Source organism: Galbibacter sp. L-19, from assembly GCF_056857615.1.
Window position 1 is genome coordinate 163,299 of record NZ_JBSXNL010000072.1, and the last position, 18,299, is coordinate 181,597.

General features: G+C 34.2%; 14 protein-coding genes. 3 read left to right on the plus strand and 11 right to left on the minus strand.

Going from position 1 to position 18,299, the window contains the following annotated elements; genetic code table 11:
• Positions 1-39: 39 nt before the first annotated feature.
• The 9 genes from AC13CQ_RS16730 to AC13CQ_RS16770 all read right to left on the minus strand — a co-directional run bounded on the left by AC13CQ_RS16730 (position 40) and on the right by AC13CQ_RS16770 (position 11,301).
• Positions 40-2,559 carry a DUF5686 and carboxypeptidase-like regulatory domain-containing protein gene (locus AC13CQ_RS16730; RefSeq protein ID WP_474506750.1) on the minus strand — a complete coding sequence of 840 codons (2,520 nt, stop codon included), beginning with the start codon at positions 2,557-2,559 and terminating at the stop codon, positions 40-42.
• Between the two features lie 102 nt (positions 2,560-2,661).
• Positions 2,662-3,216 (minus strand): ribosome recycling factor, encoded by a 555-nt coding sequence (gene frr, locus AC13CQ_RS16735; RefSeq protein ID WP_008611802.1) that lies wholly within the window; start codon positions 3,214-3,216, stop codon positions 2,662-2,664.
• A 45-nt stretch (positions 3,217-3,261) separates the two neighbouring features.
• Positions 3,262-3,969 carry a UMP kinase gene (pyrH, locus tag AC13CQ_RS16740; protein ID WP_008611804.1) on the minus strand — a complete coding sequence of 236 codons (708 nt, stop codon included), beginning with the start codon at positions 3,967-3,969 and terminating at the stop codon, positions 3,262-3,264.
• Between the two features lie 285 nt (positions 3,970-4,254).
• On the minus strand, positions 4,255-5,079 hold the full coding sequence (gene tsf, locus AC13CQ_RS16745) for a translation elongation factor Ts (RefSeq protein ID WP_337901757.1): 825 nt from the start codon (positions 5,077-5,079) through the stop codon (positions 4,255-4,257).
• 192 nt (positions 5,080-5,271) lie between these two features.
• On the minus strand, positions 5,272-6,069 hold the full coding sequence (gene rpsB / locus AC13CQ_RS16750; RefSeq protein WP_008611806.1) for a 30S ribosomal protein S2: 798 nt from the start codon (positions 6,067-6,069) through the stop codon (positions 5,272-5,274).
• 208 nt (positions 6,070-6,277) lie between these two features.
• The gene (gene rpsI / locus AC13CQ_RS16755) at positions 6,278-6,664 is read right to left on the minus strand and encodes a 30S ribosomal protein S9 (protein ID WP_008611807.1); all 387 of its coding nucleotides are present in this window, start codon (positions 6,662-6,664) and stop codon (positions 6,278-6,280) included.
• Entirely contained in the window at positions 6,664-7,119 is a 456-nt protein-coding gene (gene rplM, locus AC13CQ_RS16760) for a 50S ribosomal protein L13 (RefSeq protein ID WP_008611808.1), read from the minus strand. Before rplM ends, rpsI begins: the two co-directional genes overlap by 1 nt.
• Before the next feature lie 266 nt (positions 7,120-7,385).
• Positions 7,386-10,217: a DNA polymerase I gene (polA, locus tag AC13CQ_RS16765; protein ID WP_337901754.1), complete on the minus strand. Its 2,832-nt coding sequence runs from the start codon at positions 10,215-10,217 to the stop codon at positions 7,386-7,388.
• Between the two features lie 88 nt (positions 10,218-10,305).
• A complete protein-coding gene (locus tag AC13CQ_RS16770) occupies positions 10,306-11,301 on the minus strand; it encodes an isoaspartyl peptidase/L-asparaginase family protein (RefSeq protein WP_008611810.1) in 996 nt (331 codons plus the stop codon).
• A gap of 114 nt (positions 11,302-11,415) precedes the next feature.
• Here AC13CQ_RS16770 and AC13CQ_RS16775 point away from each other — a divergent pair, with 114 nt between their 5' ends.
• From AC13CQ_RS16775 to AC13CQ_RS16785, 3 genes are all read left to right on the plus strand, one after another.
• Complete coding sequence (locus tag AC13CQ_RS16775; RefSeq protein ID WP_474506749.1) at positions 11,416-12,138, plus strand: copper homeostasis protein CutC; 723 nt, start codon at positions 11,416-11,418, stop codon at positions 12,136-12,138.
• Between the two features lie 65 nt (positions 12,139-12,203).
• Positions 12,204-13,445 carry a metallophosphoesterase gene (locus AC13CQ_RS16780; RefSeq protein ID WP_335587162.1) on the plus strand — a complete coding sequence of 414 codons (1,242 nt, stop codon included), beginning with the start codon at positions 12,204-12,206 and terminating at the stop codon, positions 13,443-13,445.
• A gap of 88 nt (positions 13,446-13,533) precedes the next feature.
• Entirely contained in the window at positions 13,534-13,830 is a 297-nt protein-coding gene (locus AC13CQ_RS16785) for a thioredoxin family protein (protein WP_008611813.1), read from the plus strand.
• Between the two features lies 1 nt (position 13,831).
• Here AC13CQ_RS16785 and AC13CQ_RS16790 read toward each other — a convergent pair whose 3' ends face one another.
• Both AC13CQ_RS16790 and AC13CQ_RS16795 read right to left on the minus strand, forming a co-directional pair.
• On the minus strand, positions 13,832-14,470 hold the full coding sequence (locus AC13CQ_RS16790; protein WP_474506748.1) for a polysaccharide deacetylase family protein: 639 nt from the start codon (positions 14,468-14,470) through the stop codon (positions 13,832-13,834).
• A 368-nt stretch (positions 14,471-14,838) separates the two neighbouring features.
• A complete protein-coding gene (locus AC13CQ_RS16795; RefSeq protein WP_474506913.1) occupies positions 14,839-18,219 on the minus strand; it encodes a protein O-mannosyl-transferase family in 3,381 nt (1,126 codons plus the stop codon).
• Between the last annotated feature and the right edge of the window lie 80 nt (positions 18,220-18,299).

Below are 18,299 nucleotides of genomic sequence, written 5' to 3' on the forward strand. Positions count from 1 at the left end.
AAATTTCCATGCAAAGGTAAAGAACCTCTGCGAATGTGCCTAAAAACCTAAAGTAAAATAGTAGGTAAACTTAAAGGAGATATTATCGTCAAAATTTGGTAAATGGTATGCGCCGTATCTATACATAAAGTTTAATCCAAATCCTTTAAGAATTTTATTTACTTCTAGACCGCTCTCTAAGTATCCATTTTCTAAAGAGCTAAACTCAATACCCTCATGTTGTTGTCTTTCAGAAATATTTCCAATTGCAAAGCGGGAGATTAAAACTAATTCTGGTCTAAATTTATCGGTAATATTAAAGCGTTTAAAATAATGTTTTGCTTGAGCAACTGCGTATCTATCCGAAAAGAATTCGTTAAAATACATGGTTTCAAAGCTATCGCGTCCAGCTACCGAAAATCTATTTAAAATATGTTCTCCATCTGGTTGGTTTGGAGAGGTGTTGTATAATTCTGTAATTGGCAAATCTCCAAAGCCAATTCCTCCAACAAATAGGAATGTTGTTTTGCCCATGTTAAGCGGACTAATTTCATGCATAACCCGCATGGATATTTTAGAAAAACTTAAATCGCTATCAAAAATGTTTCTTAACGCTTGTGTAGTTTGGATAGTAAATTGGGGATAGTTATTCTCAATAACTACTTTTCCTGTATTAGTTTGCATGTATTTATTAAACGGATTCCATTGTATGGAAGCTGTAATCGAGCTTGTTTGATAGCTTTCATACGTTTTTCCGTCATTGGTAAATGTATATTCGTAAGTAGGTTTTACATCTTGATGAGATAATTGTAATTTAGAGCTTAATTTTGGGGTGAAATCGTGAGTCATGTAGGTGCTAATATCGTTTACCTTATGAAATTGACTCAAATTAAAAAGGCGTGGTTCAAATAGGTAAAAGGCTCTTCCGTCTGTTATAAAAGTTAAGCTTCCAGTTTCTACTAAATCGTCTTTGTAATTAATTCCAATTCTAGTATCGTCATATTTGTCTAATCTTCTTTCTGCTCCAAAACCATATTTAAAATTACCATCTTTGGTTCCGTAAGCTCCATATCCATGAATCTTATATTTATTAGAGAAATTATTATTTGTAACCGCACTCATCCCTATTCTAAAACCTTCGTAACGGTTAAATTTCAATAAGGATTTATAGTCAAAATCTATGTATTTTGTACTTACGTACCCTACTGCAGCTTTTCTAATAAATGATAATTTTTTCTCGTAATTATTGGCTGCAACTAGGCTGTCAACAGCAGTATAGGTTTCTTTTTCTTTTTCTGAAATTGGTTTAGTTCTATAGGTTTTCCAAAATTCTTCATCTCGTTCTGAGGCTACATCTACAAGCTCAATTGCAGTGCCTCTTCTTTCAATAGTAACAGGACTGTTTAATCTAATTTCAAAATTGTTGGTTTCTGAAGTTAGATAAATGTGTTTTGTAATATCATCTGGATTTGTACTAACAAAAGTGGAGTCTTCCATTTTAGAGCTGGATGCAATTCTTAGTGTCCCAAAAAGGTTTACTACATTATTGTTATCTCCTTTTCCAACTACCACTTTGTTATTTGTAGGGAACCAAATGTTTTCTTTTGGAAAGTAGGTGTAATTTTGAACCGCTTGTACGTCTATCGAAGCATTTAGTTGTGAGATGGTTTTTTGTAAGGCATAACTTTCTCTATCTATATATAATACCCCCTCCAAGGCTATCTTTTCTTTGTCCTCTTTTGGGTAATAATGTACCAAATAGCCTTCTCTGTTTTGCTCTACAACGGTGTCTAAAATTTTGTAATTATATGTTTTTAATGCAGACTCTCCTAGTGGACTTACAAATTCGGTTCCGAAAACTTTATAATGATTTTTATAAAAAGAAAAAGATTGCATTTCTAAAGCAAGCACCTCATAAATAGGTTTGCTTAATCCAGCCATGTGTGTTCCAAGTATAGTTTCTCTTTTTCCTCGATGTTTTGAGAATAAAAAATTTGAAGCTTTTTCTAAAATGTATAAATGAGATTTTTCTAGTTGCTTTTTAAGCTGATAATTGGTGGAATCTATTTTCTTAAACTTCAATCCTTTTTTCTTCACTCTAAAAATAGAATCGATAGTTCCATTTATAGAATCTTTATCGGCCGTAATAATTAATTTGCTATAGCTTCTATAATTGAATGTGTTTAAAACGTCTTCTGGGTTATTTTTCTGCCTATTTACAATAGCTTTTTTAATGATTGTATTAGCATTGTTTACTTTTTGCTGTTGAAGAACAACTTCATCTAACTTTTCAATATTTTTTTCAAGTTGAATAACTAGATTGTCATTCAATTCTGTTACTTCTTTTGGCTTATAACCTACGTAGCTAACTAATAACTTTTGATTATTGTTAGCAATCTCAATTGAAAATTTACCGTCCAAATTAGAAACCGTATTGTTCTCCTTTGCAACTATAGTTGCAAAGGGGAGTGGGGTTTTAGTTTCTTTGTCTTGTATACTTCCATGAATAACATCTTGGGCAAAATTAGATTTTACTAATAATAAAAAGAAAACTAAAATATAGGATGCTAAGTTTTTCATTTACTAGGGGAAAACAATGCTTTTAGAATATCTTGTAATGTTACAAAAAAATAAAGCGACTCGTAGAAGTCGCTTTATTTTTTATTGAAAGTTTAACGATTGTTATACCGTCATAATTTCTTTTTCTTTCACTGCTAATGTAGCGTCCGTTTTTTTGATGTATTCATCGGTTAAAGCTTGAACATCTACTTCTGCATTTGCTTTTAAATCTTCAGAAATATCAAGTTTTTTGATTTCCTTATTAGCATCTTGTCTAGCACTTCTAATAGACACTTTTGCGTCTTCTGCTTCTGCTTTTGCTTGTTTTACTAAATCTCTTCTTCTTTCTTCAGTTAGTGGTGGAACGTTAATAATAACCATTTCCCCATTATTCATTGGGTTGAAACCGAGGTTGGCAATCATAATTCCTCTTTCAATTTCTTGAAGCATTCCTTTTTCCCAAGGTTGAATAGAAATAGTTCTTCCGTCTGGAGTATTTACATTGGCTACTTGGCTCAAAGGCGTAGGAGAACCATAGTAATCTACCATAACACTTCCAACCATAGCTGGACTTGCTTTTCCGGCACGTATGTTTACAAATTCTTTTTCTAAATGCTTTATAGCGCCATCCATTGCTTCTTTGGCACTATCCATTATAAAGTCTACTTCTTCGTTCATAACTATGTATGTTTTCAATAGTTTGGCTAAAATAAGCCAAGTTTATTAAAGATTTACTTTTGTACCAATATTTTCTCCTGAAACCACTTTTAGTAAGTTACCAGGTTTATTCATATCGAATACAATAATAGGTAATTCGTTTTCCTGACTCAAAGTAAAGGCTGTTGTGTCCATTACTTTTAACCCTTTATTTAGCACATCTTTAAAAGTGATGTTGTCAAATTTTGTCGCGTCTTTATTTTTTTCAGGATCTGAGGTGTAGATTCCATCAACTCTAGTTCCTTTTAAAATAACATCAGCATTTATTTCGATAGCACGTAAAACAGCTGCAGAGTCTGTGGTAAAATAAGGATTTCCTGTTCCTCCACCAAAAATTACAACACGCCCTTTTTCTAGATGACGAATAGCACGTCTTCTAATAAAAGGTTCTGCTACTTCATTGATTTTAATAGCCGACTGTAAGCGTGTTTCTATACCTTCGTCTTCCAAGGCAGATTGCAATGCAAGTCCGTTAATTACGGTTGCTAACATTCCCATATGATCGCCCTGTACACGATCCATTCCATTGCTTGCTCCTGCTAGTCCTCTAAAAATATTTCCTCCACCAATTACAACGGCAACTTCTACACCAGACTCAATAACAGTTTGAATTTCTTCAGCATATTCTTTAAGTCTTTTTGGGTCAATCCCGTATTGTTTTTCCCCCATAAGGGCTTCTCCGCTTAGTTTTAGAAGTATTCTTTTGTATTGCATGTTTTTCTGTTGAAGATTATTTCTGAAAATTTTCCGAAGCAAAAATAAGCAAAATAATTAAGTGTTTTCAAAAACCTATTTAAAGTAAGGCTGTTTATTTTGAATGAAAGCGAAGGGAGTGTAGGTAATTCTGTACAATGGAAAGCTGTAGTTTCAGATTGCAATTTAATAAGGAGCATCTAAAACCTTCTCACAGAAAGAAGTATGGACTATTGCGAAAAAGAAAAACCCACTTTCAAAATTATTTTGGAAGTGGGTTTTGATATGTTTAAAAGTAACTTAGAATTATCCTAAAGCTACTCTTTCAAATGCTACTACAGTAAGTTCTTTGTCAAAAGATTTTACGTATTCAGCAACGCTTTGTTTGCTGTCTTTAATAAAGTCTTGGTTTACTAAAGTATTGTCTTTAAAGAAACGCTTTAATTTACCTTTAGCGATGTTTTCCAACATAGCTTCTGGTTTCCCTTCAGCTCTTAGTGTATCTTTAGCAATTTCGATTTCTTTATCGATAACCTCTTGGTCAACACCAGACTCGTCTAAAGCAACAGGATTCATAGCGGCAGCTTGCATAGCAACATCTTTAGCAGCAACATCTACTCCTTCAGCGTTTGCAGATAAACCAACTAAAGTAGCTATTTTGTTACCAGCGTGAATGTAAGAACCTACAAATGGAGCTTCTAAAGTTCTGAAATCTCCAATTTCAATTTTCTCACCAATTACTCCAGTTTGCTCGATTAATTTGTCGGCAACTTTAACTCCTTTGTAATCTGCTTCTAAAAATGCTTCTTTAGAATCAAAGCTTAGCGCTAATTCAGCAAGTTCGTTTGCTAAAGTTACGAAAGTATCGTTTTTAGCAACAAAGTCTGTTTCACAGTTAAGAGAAACAATAACACCTCTGCTGTTTGCATCGTTAACCTTTGCAATAACTGCACCTTCAGTAGATTCTCTGTCAGCTCTTTTAGCTGCAACTTTTTGTCCTTTTTTACGAAGAACTTCTACTGCTGTATCGAAATCACCTTCAGCTTCTACTAATGCATTTTTACAATCCATCATACCAGCTCCGGTAGCTTTTCTTAGTTTATTTACTTCAGCGGCTGTAATTTTTGCCATTTCTTTATCAGTTTTAATTCCTCTTTGAGGGTTTTATTGTCTTGCCCTACAAATTGGAATAGTTTTTAAATTTATTTTTGAGTAACCTTAAGGTGTAACCTTTGGGTACTTTAACTTAATAAAGTCGTTATCAATTTATTTCAATACAAAAGTAGAGAAGATAAAAAGATAACGACTTTAAGAAATTATTATTTAATCGTTTTCTTCAGTTTCTAAAGCCTTAGCTTTTTTTTCTTTAGCTGCGGTCTCTGCTTTAGTTTCTTCATCTTCTTCAGCTTGCTTTTCAGCAGCTTTATCAGCTTTTCTTTCAGAAAGACCTTCGTTAATAGCGTCTGTTACGTGCGTAAGAACTTTTTCGATAGATTTTGAAGCATCATCATTAGATGGTATAACGTACTCAACTTCTCTAGGATCTGAGTTAGTATCTACCATTGCAAATATTGGAATGTTTAATTTTTGTGCTTCTTTCACTGCGATATGCTCACGCATAGTATCTACAATAAACAATGCCCCTGGTAAACGAGTCATGTCAGAAATAGAACCTAAGTTTTTCTCAAGCTTAGCTCTTAAACGATCTACTTGTAGTTTTTCTTTTTTAGAAAGTGTGTCAAAAGTACCGTCCTTCTTCATTCTATCAATAGCAGCCATTTTCTTAACCGCTTTTCTAATAGTAACAAAGTTAGTAAGCATACCACCTGGCCATCTTTCTGTGATGTAAGGCATGTTTGCTGCTCCTGCTTTTTCAGCAACGATATCTTTTGCTTGTTTTTTGGTAGCTACGAAAAGTATTTTTCTACCTGATGCTGCGATTTTTTTAAGAGCTTCGTTAGCTTCTTCAATCTTAGCAGCTGTTTTGTATAAATTGATAACGTGGATTCCGTTACGCTCCATATAGATATAAGGAGCCATATTTGGATTCCATTTTCTAGTAAGGTGACCAAAATGTACACCTGCTTCTAGTAAGTCTTTAACTTCTATGTTATTTGCCATTTTTGTAATAGTTTACGTTCCGTTGCCCACAATGTGGGTTTGAATATTTAGCAATGTTAAAGTGGTCACGATTGCTCGATTGCCTTTCCCATTTGGATGCTAAACTTATCTTCGCTTCTTTTATAAAGAGGTGAAGCAACGACATGTTTTAAATTCAATAATAAATGAACAATGTGTACGAATACACATATGTAAAAATTGATACAGATTAACGTTTCGAGAATTGGAATTTCTTACGTGCTTTCTTCTGACCAAATTTCTTACGCTCTACCATTCTTGGATCTCTAGTTAATAATCCTTCTGGTTTAAGAGTCAATCTGTTTTCGGCATCTATTTCGCACATTGCTCTAGAGATTGCCAAACGGATAGCTTCTGCTTGTCCTGTTACACCACCACCAAAAACATTTACTTTAATGTCAAAGTTCTCAACGTTCTCTGTTAATGTAAGAGGTTGTTGTACTTTGTACTGTAATGTTGGTGTTGGGAAGTATTGTGCAAATTCTTTTTTGTTGATGGTGATTTTACCTTCACCTTCAGAAACGTACACTCTTGCAACTGCAGTTTTTCTTCTGCCGATTTTGTGAATTACTTCCATTATTTAAGATCGTTTAAGTTAATTGTAGCTGGTTTTTGAGCTTCTTGAGCGTGCTCAGTTCCAACATACACTTTTAAATTACGGAATAACTCAGCACCTAATTTGTTTTTAGGAAGCATTCCTTTAATTGATTTTTCTAACAAACGAGTAGGATCTTTTTTGTAAAGTTCCGTCGCTGTTGTTGTTCTTTGACCGCCTGGGTAACCTGTGTGACGCACGTATTGTTTTGCATCCCATTTTTTACCCGTTAAGTTGATTTTCTCTGCATTGATGATAACAACGTTATCTCCACAGTCAACATGCGGTGTGTAATTAGGCTTGTACTTACCTCTAAGTAGTTTTGCTACCTTAGAAGAAAGACGTCCTAGCGTCTGACCTTCAGCGTCAACTAAAACCCACTGCTTGTTTACAGTAGCTTTGTTTGCTGAAATTGTTTTGTAGCTTAATGTATCCACACTAACTTATTTTAAAAAATTAAACATTCCATTCCCATACCCAAACGTGAATTCGGGATAATGGGGTGCAAAAGTACAATTATTTATGTTATTTACAAATAGAGGATGTTAATTATTTGTTGATAAGAAAAAGTTGGTTTCTAGTAAGTTAAAAGAATCTTGTTATAAGTAACTGTTTCATGTTTTGATTTTAAAGAGCAAATTTTATAAAAGCTAATAATAATTTGGGAGGGAGTATATAAAATCCTCCCATTATTTTGAATAAATTAATGCGCCTCCAGCCAATCATTTCCAGTTCCTACTTCAACATCTAATGGAACACTCATTTTGTATGCGCTTTCCATTTCTGTTTTAATCATCTGTTTTACAGTGTCTAGTTCTTCTTTGTATGCATCAAACACCAATTCATCATGTACTTGTAAAAGCATTTTAGTTTTAAAATTGCCTTCTTTTAATTTCTGATGAATATTTATCATGGCAATTTTTATAATATCGGCAGCACTTCCTTGTATTGGAGCGTTTACTGCATTCCTTTCAGCAGCACCACGAACTACTTGATTTCTAGAATTAATATCTTTTAAATATCTACGGCGACCTAAAATGGTCTCCACATACCCATTGTCTTGAGCAAAATGAACTTGCTTGCTCATATAGGCTTTTAATTTTGGGTATGTTTCATAATAAGTTTCTATTAACTCTTTAGCTTCGCTTCTAGATAAGGTGGTTTGGTTGCTTAATCCAAAGGCAGATACCCCATATATAATTCCGAAATTAACGGTTTTAGCATTACCACGTTGTTCGCGCGTTACTTCTTCAATAGGAACTTTAAAAACTTGAGCTGCTGTGGAGGCATGAATATCTTGACCTTCTTGGAAGGCTTTTATCATGGTGTCTTCTTCACTTAAAGCAGCAATAATACGAAGTTCTATTTGAGAATAATCTGCTGCTAATAAAATGTAATCCTCATTCCGTGGAATAAAGGCTTTTCTTACTTGTCTACCTCTTTCTGTACGTATTGGGATGTTTTGTAAGTTAGGATTATTGGAGCTTAACCTTCCTGTGGCGGCTACAGCCTGACTATAAACGGTATGTATTCTATTTGTTTTTTTGTTGATTTCATTTGGCAATGCATCAACATAAGTGCTTTTTAATTTATTGAGTTGTCTCCATTGTAAAATATCAGCAACAATTGGGTGGTCTTTTGCTAAGTAAGAGAGTACATCTTCTGCGGTAGAATATTGACCTGTTTTGGTCTTCTTAGGTTTGTCTACCAATTTTAATTTATCAAATAAAATAGGGCCTAATTGTTTTGGAGAAGCTAAATTAAATTCTTCCCCTGCTTGCTCAAAAATGTCTTTCTCTAATCTGAGAATATCATTATTGAGGTCTTTTGTTAAGGAATGAAGAAATTTTTCATCTAAATTAATTCCTTCTATTTCCATGTCCGCCAACACTTTTACAAGTGGTGCTTCTATTTCTTCAAATAGTTTTTTAGCATTTCTATTTGGTAATTCTTGCTCAAAAATATTTTTTAGCTGAAGTGTAATGTCAGCATCTTCAACGGCATATTCTGTTTGCTCTTCTAAAGCAACGCTTCGCATAGAACGTTGATTCTTTCCTTTTTTACCAATAAGAGTTTCTATAGAAACAGGGGAGTAGTTTAAATAAGTTTCTGCCAATACATCCATGTTGTGGCGCATATCTGGATTGATAAGGTAATGCGCTATCATGGTATCGAAAATCGGTCCTTTAACAGGCATGTTGTAATTGGAAAGTACTTTAATATCATATTTTAAATTCTGACCGATTTTTTCAATTTCTTCATTTTCAAAAAATGGTCTGAATTCTTCTAAGATATTTTGTGTTTCTTTTTGGTCTTCAGGGAAAGAAACATAATAACCCGTTCCAGGTTCCCAAGAAAAGGCACAGCCTACCAATGCTGCATTTAACGATTTTAGGCTTGTAGTTTCCGTGTCAAAACACACGCTACTTTGTTGCATTAACTTTTGTAGTAAAAGCTTTCTGGCTAATGGCGTATTGGCGTGTTGGTATAAATGTGGAACTTGTGCAAGGGTTTTGTATCCAGAAATGCTGGTAGTGGTTGTTTGCTCAGTAGTGTCGTTACTCCCAAAAAGGTCATATTGAACTTCTAAACTGTTGTTTACCTTGCCCTTATTTTCTGATGGATTACTTTCTTCGGAAGGAGTGTCTTCTTGTTTAAAAGTTTTCATCAGATTTTCAGCAAGCCTTCTAAATTCTAATTCCTGAAAAATTTCTTGGACTTTTTCAATATCTGGAGTGTCTAATTTAAAATCGTTTTCATGAAATTCTACAGGCACATCCAACATAATACGCGCCAATTCTTTAGATAATAATCCTTGTTCTTTATTAGCTTCTACTTTTTCTTTCATCTTTCCTTTCAGCTTATCGGTGTTTGCTAAAAGGTTTTCCATACTGCCGAATTCTTTTAAGAATTTCTTGGCTGTTTTTTCTCCAACACCTGGTAATCCTGGGATATTATCCACAGCATCTCCCATCATTCCTAAAAAATCTATTACTTGGTCTGGGGTTTCTATTTCAAACTTTTTTTGAACTTCTGGAATTCCCCAAATTTCAATTCCATTTCCCATTCTCGCTGGGCGATACATAAATATATTTTCTGAAACTAATTGCGCAAAATCTTTATCTGGAGTAACCATATACACCTTATAGTTTGCTTTTTCCGCTTGTTTTGCTAGCGTTCCAATAATATCATCGGCTTCGTATCCTTCTTTTACAATACAAGGAATATGCATTGCTTTTAAAATATCTTGAATAATAGGAACTGCTATTCTAATGGCTTCAGGGGTTTCATCTCGGTTGGCCTTATAAGCTTCAAACATTTCTACTCGGTCTACACTCCCTCCTTTGTCAAAAGCAACCGCTAGATGGTCTGGTTGCTCTCTTTTGATAACATCTAAAAGAGAGTTCATAAACCCCATAATGGCTGAAGTATCCATTCCTTTTGAATTGATTCTAGGGTTTTTTATAAAAGCATAATATCCTCGGAATATTAATGCGTATGCATCTAAAAGAAAAAGCCTTTTTTGCTCAGCCATATTTTTTTGTTTGAAATTTAAGATTTAGAAAAATAGATAGTTTGTAAAGTTAAAAAAGTTAAATGAGATTTAAATGGCTCGTAGTTGTTTACTTTTCTTTGACGAAGGATCCTGAAGGATTATTACTTTGTCCTGTGCCATCATATTTGCTATAGCTAAACCCAGGGTGTATGCAGTAAGATCCTGTTTCTCCTTTTTTATTGATGGCTAAAAATCCTATCTGGAAGGTATCATGATTTTTATTTTTTGCTATAATTCTGTTCACAGCTTCTTCACAAGCTTTTTGAGGCGATTTCCCTTGTCGCATTAACTCTACAATTAAAAACGAACCTACAGTTTTAATTACTTCTTCTCCAACTCCTGTTGCTGTTGCTCCGCCAACTTCATTATCTATAAAAAGTCCGGCGCCAATAATTGGGGAATCTCCAACGCGCCCATTTACTTTATAGGCCATTCCACTTGTGGTGCAGGCGCCTGCAAGATCTCCATTTTTATCAATAGCAAGCATTCCAATAGTGTCGTGGTTTTCAATATTAATAATGGTTTCATATTTAGATTCTTCTTTCCATTTTAACCATTCTTTTTTGGATTGTTCGGTAAGTAAGTTTTCTTTCTGAAACCCTTTTTCATAAGCAAATTGTTCTGCTCCTTTTCCTGCTAGAATTACATGTGGCGTTTCTTCCATCACTTTTCTAGCTACAGAAATTGGATGTGCAATATTTTGCAAATAAACTACCGAGCCACAATTTCCATCTTTATCCATAATACAGGCGTCTAATGTAACATTGCCATCTCTATCTGGTCGGCCACCTTTTCCTACGGTTTGGTTGTTTACATCGGCTTCTTCTACCATTACGCCTTGTTCAACAGCGTCCAGAGAGGTGCCTCCATTATTTAAAACTTCCCATGCTTTTGCAGTAGCGTTTTTAAAATTCCATGTGCAAATAGCAATAGGAATTATAGGCTTTTCAATAGATTCTGGAGTCACGTTAATTGTATCTTCCGTCCAAGAAGCTAAAAACGGAACAGATAGTATTCCTGTTGCTCCTAATCCTGTCTTTTTTAGAAATTTTCTTCTTTGCATGGGTATATCTTGTTTATTTTTACTTGATGATGAAGAGGTTTGAATATTTCAACGCTTGCATCATTACTTTTTTTGACAATAAGAAATGGTAAATTTGGGTTAAATATAAGGAATATGATTATAGAAATTTGTGCAAATTCTGTGGAATCTGCGTTAAATGCCGAAGAGGGAGGGGCAAATAGAATAGAATTTTGCGGAGAACTATCGGTTGGAGGAATTACGCCTTCTTATGGAATGTTAGTGCGTGCTGTAGAACAATTATCTATTCCTGTTTTTGTGCTCATTCGTCCAAGAAGTGGAAACTTTACTTATTCTGATGAAGAATTTGAAGTGATGAAAGAGGATATTCTTTTTTGTAAGAAAATTGGTTGTAGCGGAATCGTCTCTGGAGTATTAGATGCCGATAATAATTTAGATATTGACAGAACTCGGGAGCTAGTGGAGCTTTCAAAACCTTTAGAATTTACTTTTCATAGGGCATTTGATTGGGTTTCTCAACCTGAGGAAGCGCTTAAGCAGTTAATAGAAATAGGATGTAAGCGGGTATTAACTAGCGGACAAGCGGAGAAAGCTATTGATGGATTATCATTATTGAAAAAGCTAAAAAGTAAATACGGAGATAGCATAGTTATAATGCCTGGTAGTGGAGTGAATATTGATAATGTATTGGAATTTAAAAAGGATGGTTTTTCTGAAATACATTTCTCTGCAAGTAGTGCGTATAAAAATCTCACAGCAACTCCTAAAATATCATTTAACGGAAATGCTAGTGATGAAAGTTTTATTACAAAATCCGACTTAACATTAATTAAGCAGATGGTAGATAAAGTTAAATAATCTGTAAAAAAGGGTTATTTGTCTGTATATAAGGTAATTTTGTTAAAAATAGCGAAGAAAAATATATGTCACGTTTTTTTATAGTCTTAGGTATAATATACCTTATAGGAGCCTTTTATGGCTTTCAAGCTTTTAGAACACTAGTTAAAAATCCATATTTACAAATAGTATACGGAATTGTTTTTATAGCAGTTTTAGCAAATGTATATCTGCAGTTTAGTCATTTTGATAGGAGTCATGGAATGACTCATAAAATGGGATTTGCTGTAGGTTTGTTTTTGGCGTTTATGGCTTTAGGGTTTAGCGCTGGAATTTTTATGCTGATAGAAGATGTTGTTCGGGTTTTTACATGGATTTTCGGTAAGGTTTTTCAGTCAGGTGAAGCTGCATCATCTGGACTTCCATCTCGAAGAAGATTTATGAGTCAGATTGCAATTGGAGTTGCAGCAGTTCCTTTTTTATCGCTTTTATATGGGATGTATAAAGGAAAATATGATTATCAAGTTTTAAAGCACACGCTGGAGTTTGACGATTTACCAGATGCTTTTGATGGTTATACCATTACGCAAATTTCGGATATACATAGCGGAAGTTTTGATGATAAAGAAAAGGTAGCTTATGCAGTAGATCTTATTAATAAACAGGAATCGGATGTAATTTTATTTACGGGCGATTTAGTAAATAATGTTGCTTCGGAAATGCATACGTGGAAAGATACTTTTTCAAAACTTAATGCAAAAGATGGGGTGTATTCTGTTTTAGGAAACCATGATTATGGAGATTATGCCGATTGGCCTTCCGAAGAAGCAAAAAAAGCAAATTTGGATGAGTTAAAGCAAATTCAAAAAGATATGGGCTTTAACTTGCTATTAAATGAAAGTAGGTTTTTAGAAAAAGAAGGTCAGCGTTTGGCGCTTGTTGGGGTTGAAAATTGGGGAGAAGGCGGTTTTAAAAAAGCAGGAGATCTTGAAAAGGCTATTGAAAATATAGATAAAAACGACTTTAAAATTTTAATGAGTCACGATCCGTCTCATTGGCAGTATCAAGTTGTAGACCATCCATATCATTATCATTTAACCTTAAGTGGGCACACACATGGAATGCAATTTGGAGTAGAGATTCCGGGTTGGTTAAAATGGAGCCCAGTAAAATACAGGTATAAATATTGGGCAGGAGTTTATGAAAAAGCGGGACAGTTTATTAATGTAAATAGAGGCTTAGGTTTTATTGGTTATCCAGGGCGTGTAGGAATTTGGCCAGAAGTAACGGTTATAAAATTAAAAAAGAAATCTAAAGAAATAGTGTAAGTAAAAGCTAGCTAAAAAGCCTTGTTTAGAGCATTTTATCTGTTTTTTTATTACATTTGATTTATCAAGTTGTTAAAATTGAATATTTATGTCAAAGTTTGGTGAGCTAATTCACGGTAACATTCCGGTGTTATTAGACTTTTATACAGAGTGGAATGAATCTTCTACAGCAATGCATCCAGTTTTAAGAGATGTTGCAGCAGCACTTGGAGATAAAGCTAGAGTTATAAAAATTGATGTTGATAAAAACAGCGAATTAGCCGAGGCTCTACGCGTAAAAGGATTACCAACATTGATGATTTATAAAGCAGGAGAAATGGTTTGGCGCCAAAGTGGGGAGCAAGACGCAAATACCCTCATTGGTTTGTTGCAAGATTATGTGTAGTTTATATTGCTGAAAAGGAATATCCTTGATTTTGTAAGTTTTTTAAGATTTCAGGAAGGGCTTGTTGCAGTATGGGAAAGGCTTTTAGGCTGTCGTGAAAAACTATAATACTTCCAGATTTTACGTTTTTAATAACGTTTTCTATACATTTCTCTGCTGAAATGGAAGTGTCGAAATCGGCACTTAAAATATCCCACATTATAATTTTATATCCCTTTTGTTTAATTGTTTTAGTAGCTTTTTTAGAGATTCTACCATAGGGTGGTCTAAAAAGTTGTACTTGGTTTTTAGGATTATATTTAAGAATAGTTTCTTCCGCTAAAAGTACATTCTCTATATATAAATCTAGTTTATGCTCCTTGCAATTGTAATGATTGTGAGTATGATTTCCAATAGGGTGTCCATCATCTAAAATACTTTTAAAAATTTCTGGATGCTTAGCAACATTTTTTCCTATACAAAAAAAGGTGGCTTTAGCATTGTATTTCCTTAATTCGTCTAAAACAAAAGTGGTAACTTCTGGAGTTGGACCGTCATCAAAAGTTAAAAACACTTCTTTGTCTTCAGTGTTAAAATCCCAGATAAGGTTTTTAAAAATGAATTTAACTACGCTAGGTGTTTTTGTAAGATAAGGTTTCATTTAAATTAGAGTTTACTATTTGTTAACCCCTCACAGAGGGATTGATTCCTCAGCTTCTACCCAGAGTTTGCCGAAAGGCTCTGTGTCGAAATAAATTAAGGTTGTTTTGTTGGAATACTTCGGGTTAGCGCCGAGGTAGTTGATTCCTTACTAAATTAAGAAATTCAGCGTAGCCAAAAATACTTTTTTTTAACTACGCTGAATGTTGTTAAGAGGCTGTTTAAAAAGCTCCTAAATTTTAAATATCTTCCTGAGCTTGTCGAAGGATTCTCTTGAATGTTAGTTGCGAAACTTCGACAAGCTCAGTTCGACAAGCTCAGTTTTGACAGGTATAAATTGCTTTTTAGTCAGCTTCCTATAGGTTGTTACTAATTATTTAAAGGGATAGAATCTATCTCTGTTTGAGGAATTACCTTTCCATTTACTGGAGCATTTTCTATCACTGCTGAATCCATATTTGCAGGTATTGCATTACCGTCAATAACAGGTTCTCCTTCTGGCATTTCTGTAGGACTTGCATTTCCAGGTCTTCTATAGAAATGACTAAAACGCTCTAAATACTCATTAAAAGTGGTTGTTTCTGGTAATCCAAATTCCTTATCATCATTCGCAACAACAATGTCGAGAAGACTTCTGTAACGCTCAATGTCGCTTACTATATCTGATGCATAACTATATTGAGTGTCTATTGGAAGGTTGCTATAATAGTTTAAGCTTTCTTGATATTTTTTAGCAACCTCTTTGTAAAGAGCTCTTGCTTTTTCTTTTTCGCCTACTTTGTAGTAACCTTCAACATAAGGTTCTAAGAATACATAATACCCGAAATACCCAAAAGGCATTTTTTCCATAGCTAAATCAAGTACATCTTTAGCCTTTTCTTCTTTTCCAGTATTAATAAGCTTTCCTGTAAGTCTCGCTAAATTACCACGGTAAGAAATACTATTTTTTCGTGTCTCTGGATCGTGATAAATATCTGGAGATTCAGAATTTCCCCATTCCCAATCGATTACAATGTTGTACATTAAATCTTCGTCAATGCGACCCATTTCATAAGGATTGTTTTTATCTATAGGCGTTTTTATAGGAACTAATTTATAAACAAGTCCATCTAGTTGTAAATAATCTTTCATCCATAGGTATTCCGCAGGATCAAAACTACCACCAGTAAAGTAAATTGGGCGTTCCCAATCGTTGTTTGCTAATAAATCGAGCATTAAAAGTCTATTTTTAGGCAAAGCACTTTTTGGTAAATCAATGTCTATATAATCTACAATTTCTGCTGAATCCTTTTCTTTTACCAATCCTGTTGCTAAGGCATTTTTCTTATTTACAGGTACTCTAATTTTATTGGTAGGGTAGAAAGGAAGGTTTAGGTAACTTTCTGGATACTGACTCGTATCTCCGCCTCTTTTTTTGATGAGGTTTCGAATAGTGTTATCGTCATTAGCAATCCAATCCATGAATTTTTTAATATCCCAACGCTCGTCTGTTAGTTGTTGGTAATAAACAACATCTCGAACTCCAAAGGCATATTTATCATGTGTAAGCTGAGATGGAATTGGAGCACTTTCATAGGCGGCGCGTTTCATTTGATCTATATACCAATCTGTAGCAAACAAACTGGTATTGATAGTTCTAACATCGGTACGGTATCCTTCTATCTCTTGTGCATACCAAAGGGAGAATGTATCGTTATCTCCAATTGTAAATAACATAGCACCCGCATCTTCTTCAATAGAATCGAGGTAAGATTTCGCCATCGATTGTGCGGTATATCTGTCGGATCTGTCATGATCGTCCCAGTTCTGGTAAGCCATAACTGTAGGAACGGCTAAAAAGCAAATAACCGTTACGGCAGGAGCCAATATTTTTGGATTTAGATATTTTTTGAATTCTTCAAATAATGCATAAACACCCATTCCAATCCACATAGAGAATACAAAGAAGGAGCCAACGAGGGCATAATCTCTTTCTCTAGGTTCAAAAGGACGTTCATTTAAGTATATTTTTAAGGCAATTCCCATAAAAAGGAAAAGCGAAAAGAGAATCCAGAATTGTTGTTTACTAGATTTTAAAATAAATAGAAAACCTATGAGTCCTAATATTAAAGGTAAGAAGAAGTAGGTATTTCTTGCTTTGTTGTTTAGTACATCCGAAGGAAGATTCTCTTGAGATCCTAAACGCCACTCATCAATAAATTTAATTCCACTTAACCAATTTCCATGGTCGTCTAGTCTTCCTTGGATATCGTCTTGACGCCCAGTAAAGTTCCACATAAAATACCTCCAGTACATATATCCCATTTGAAACTCAAAAAGGTAATGCATGTTTTGTAGGAATGAAGGCTTTTCAATAACAAGGTATTCATTAAATTGCTTGATAAAGTTTAAATATTCGTCCTCATCAATAACTCCATTTTCAAGGTCGCGTTTAAACTGACTTACAGCATCTGTTAATTGTTTTTCACTTCTATATTCTGGTTTTACGGTAATGTTTAAAGGTCCTGTAATCTTCATGTAGTTAGCAGCGTGTTCACTACTCCACATTCTAGGAAGAAAACCTTCTTGAGCACTATTTGGAGCAACTCTAGAGTTTTTATAATTGTTTACAATAACATATTTGTTGCCTTTTCTTTCGTATTTAGGCTTATCATCTTTGTAAGGATTATCTGGATCCTGACCAGCAAAGGCATCAGAATACATTGGTCCATAGAAAAGATGTGTCTCAGGGTATTGCTCTAAATTGTAATAAGCCAAAAGTTGTCGTGCATCTGTAGGACTATTTTCGTTAATAACCGTTCCTGCATTTGCACGGATTGGAACCATTAACCAAGTAGAAAAACCTATTAGAATAAATAAAACACTTAAAACAATTGTATTTAGAAGTTTATAATTCTTTTTTCTTGTATAATTTAATCCGAAGTAAAATAATGCAATAATGATAATTCCAGCGATAATCGTTCCAGAATTAAATGGTAATCCGATGCTATTTACAAAGAAAACTTCCAGATAACCGAATACTTTTAGAACATTAGGAAGTAGTAATTTAAATAAGAATAAAAGTACAGCAATGGAAATAATATTTGCTATTATAAAGGATTTAGCATTATAGTCTTTGTAATTTTTGAAGTAATAAATCATTCCTAATGAAGGAATGGTAAGGAGCGCCATAAAGTGAACTCCAAAAGAAAGTCCAACAACAAGAGAGATTAAAATTAACCAACGATTTCCTCTTGGGGTATGCATTTCGTCTGCCCATTTTAATCCTAACCAAACCATCAAAGAAGTCATGAGCATAGCCATGGCGTATACTTCTGCTTCCACTGCATTAAACCAAAAGCTATCTGTATATGTAAAAGTTAAAGCGCCTACAAATCCGCTTCCTAAAATGGCAATATATTTTGCAGATGTAAGTTCTCCAGATTTAGCAGCCAATTTTCTTGTAACATTGGTTATTGACCAAAACATAAATAAAATTGTAAAAGCACTAGAGAAAACCGACATATGGTTTACGGTAACTGCCACTGCTTCAGCATCTGGTGAAAACATGGCAAAGAAAGCCCCCATCATTTGGAAAAAAGGAGCTCCAGGAGGGTGTCCTACTTGTAATTTAGCTGAAGTAGCAATATATTCTCCAGCATCCCAAAAACTTGAAGTAGGCTCAACCGTTAAATGATAAGTGATTAATGCGATCAAAAAAACGATCCAACCAAGGATAGTATCCCATTTTTTAAATTGATTTGCAGACATGTAACTGTTTTTCGTATATAGCAGGCGAATTTAATAAATTATAAATGAAAGTACCCCACTTTTGATAAATGTTAACACGG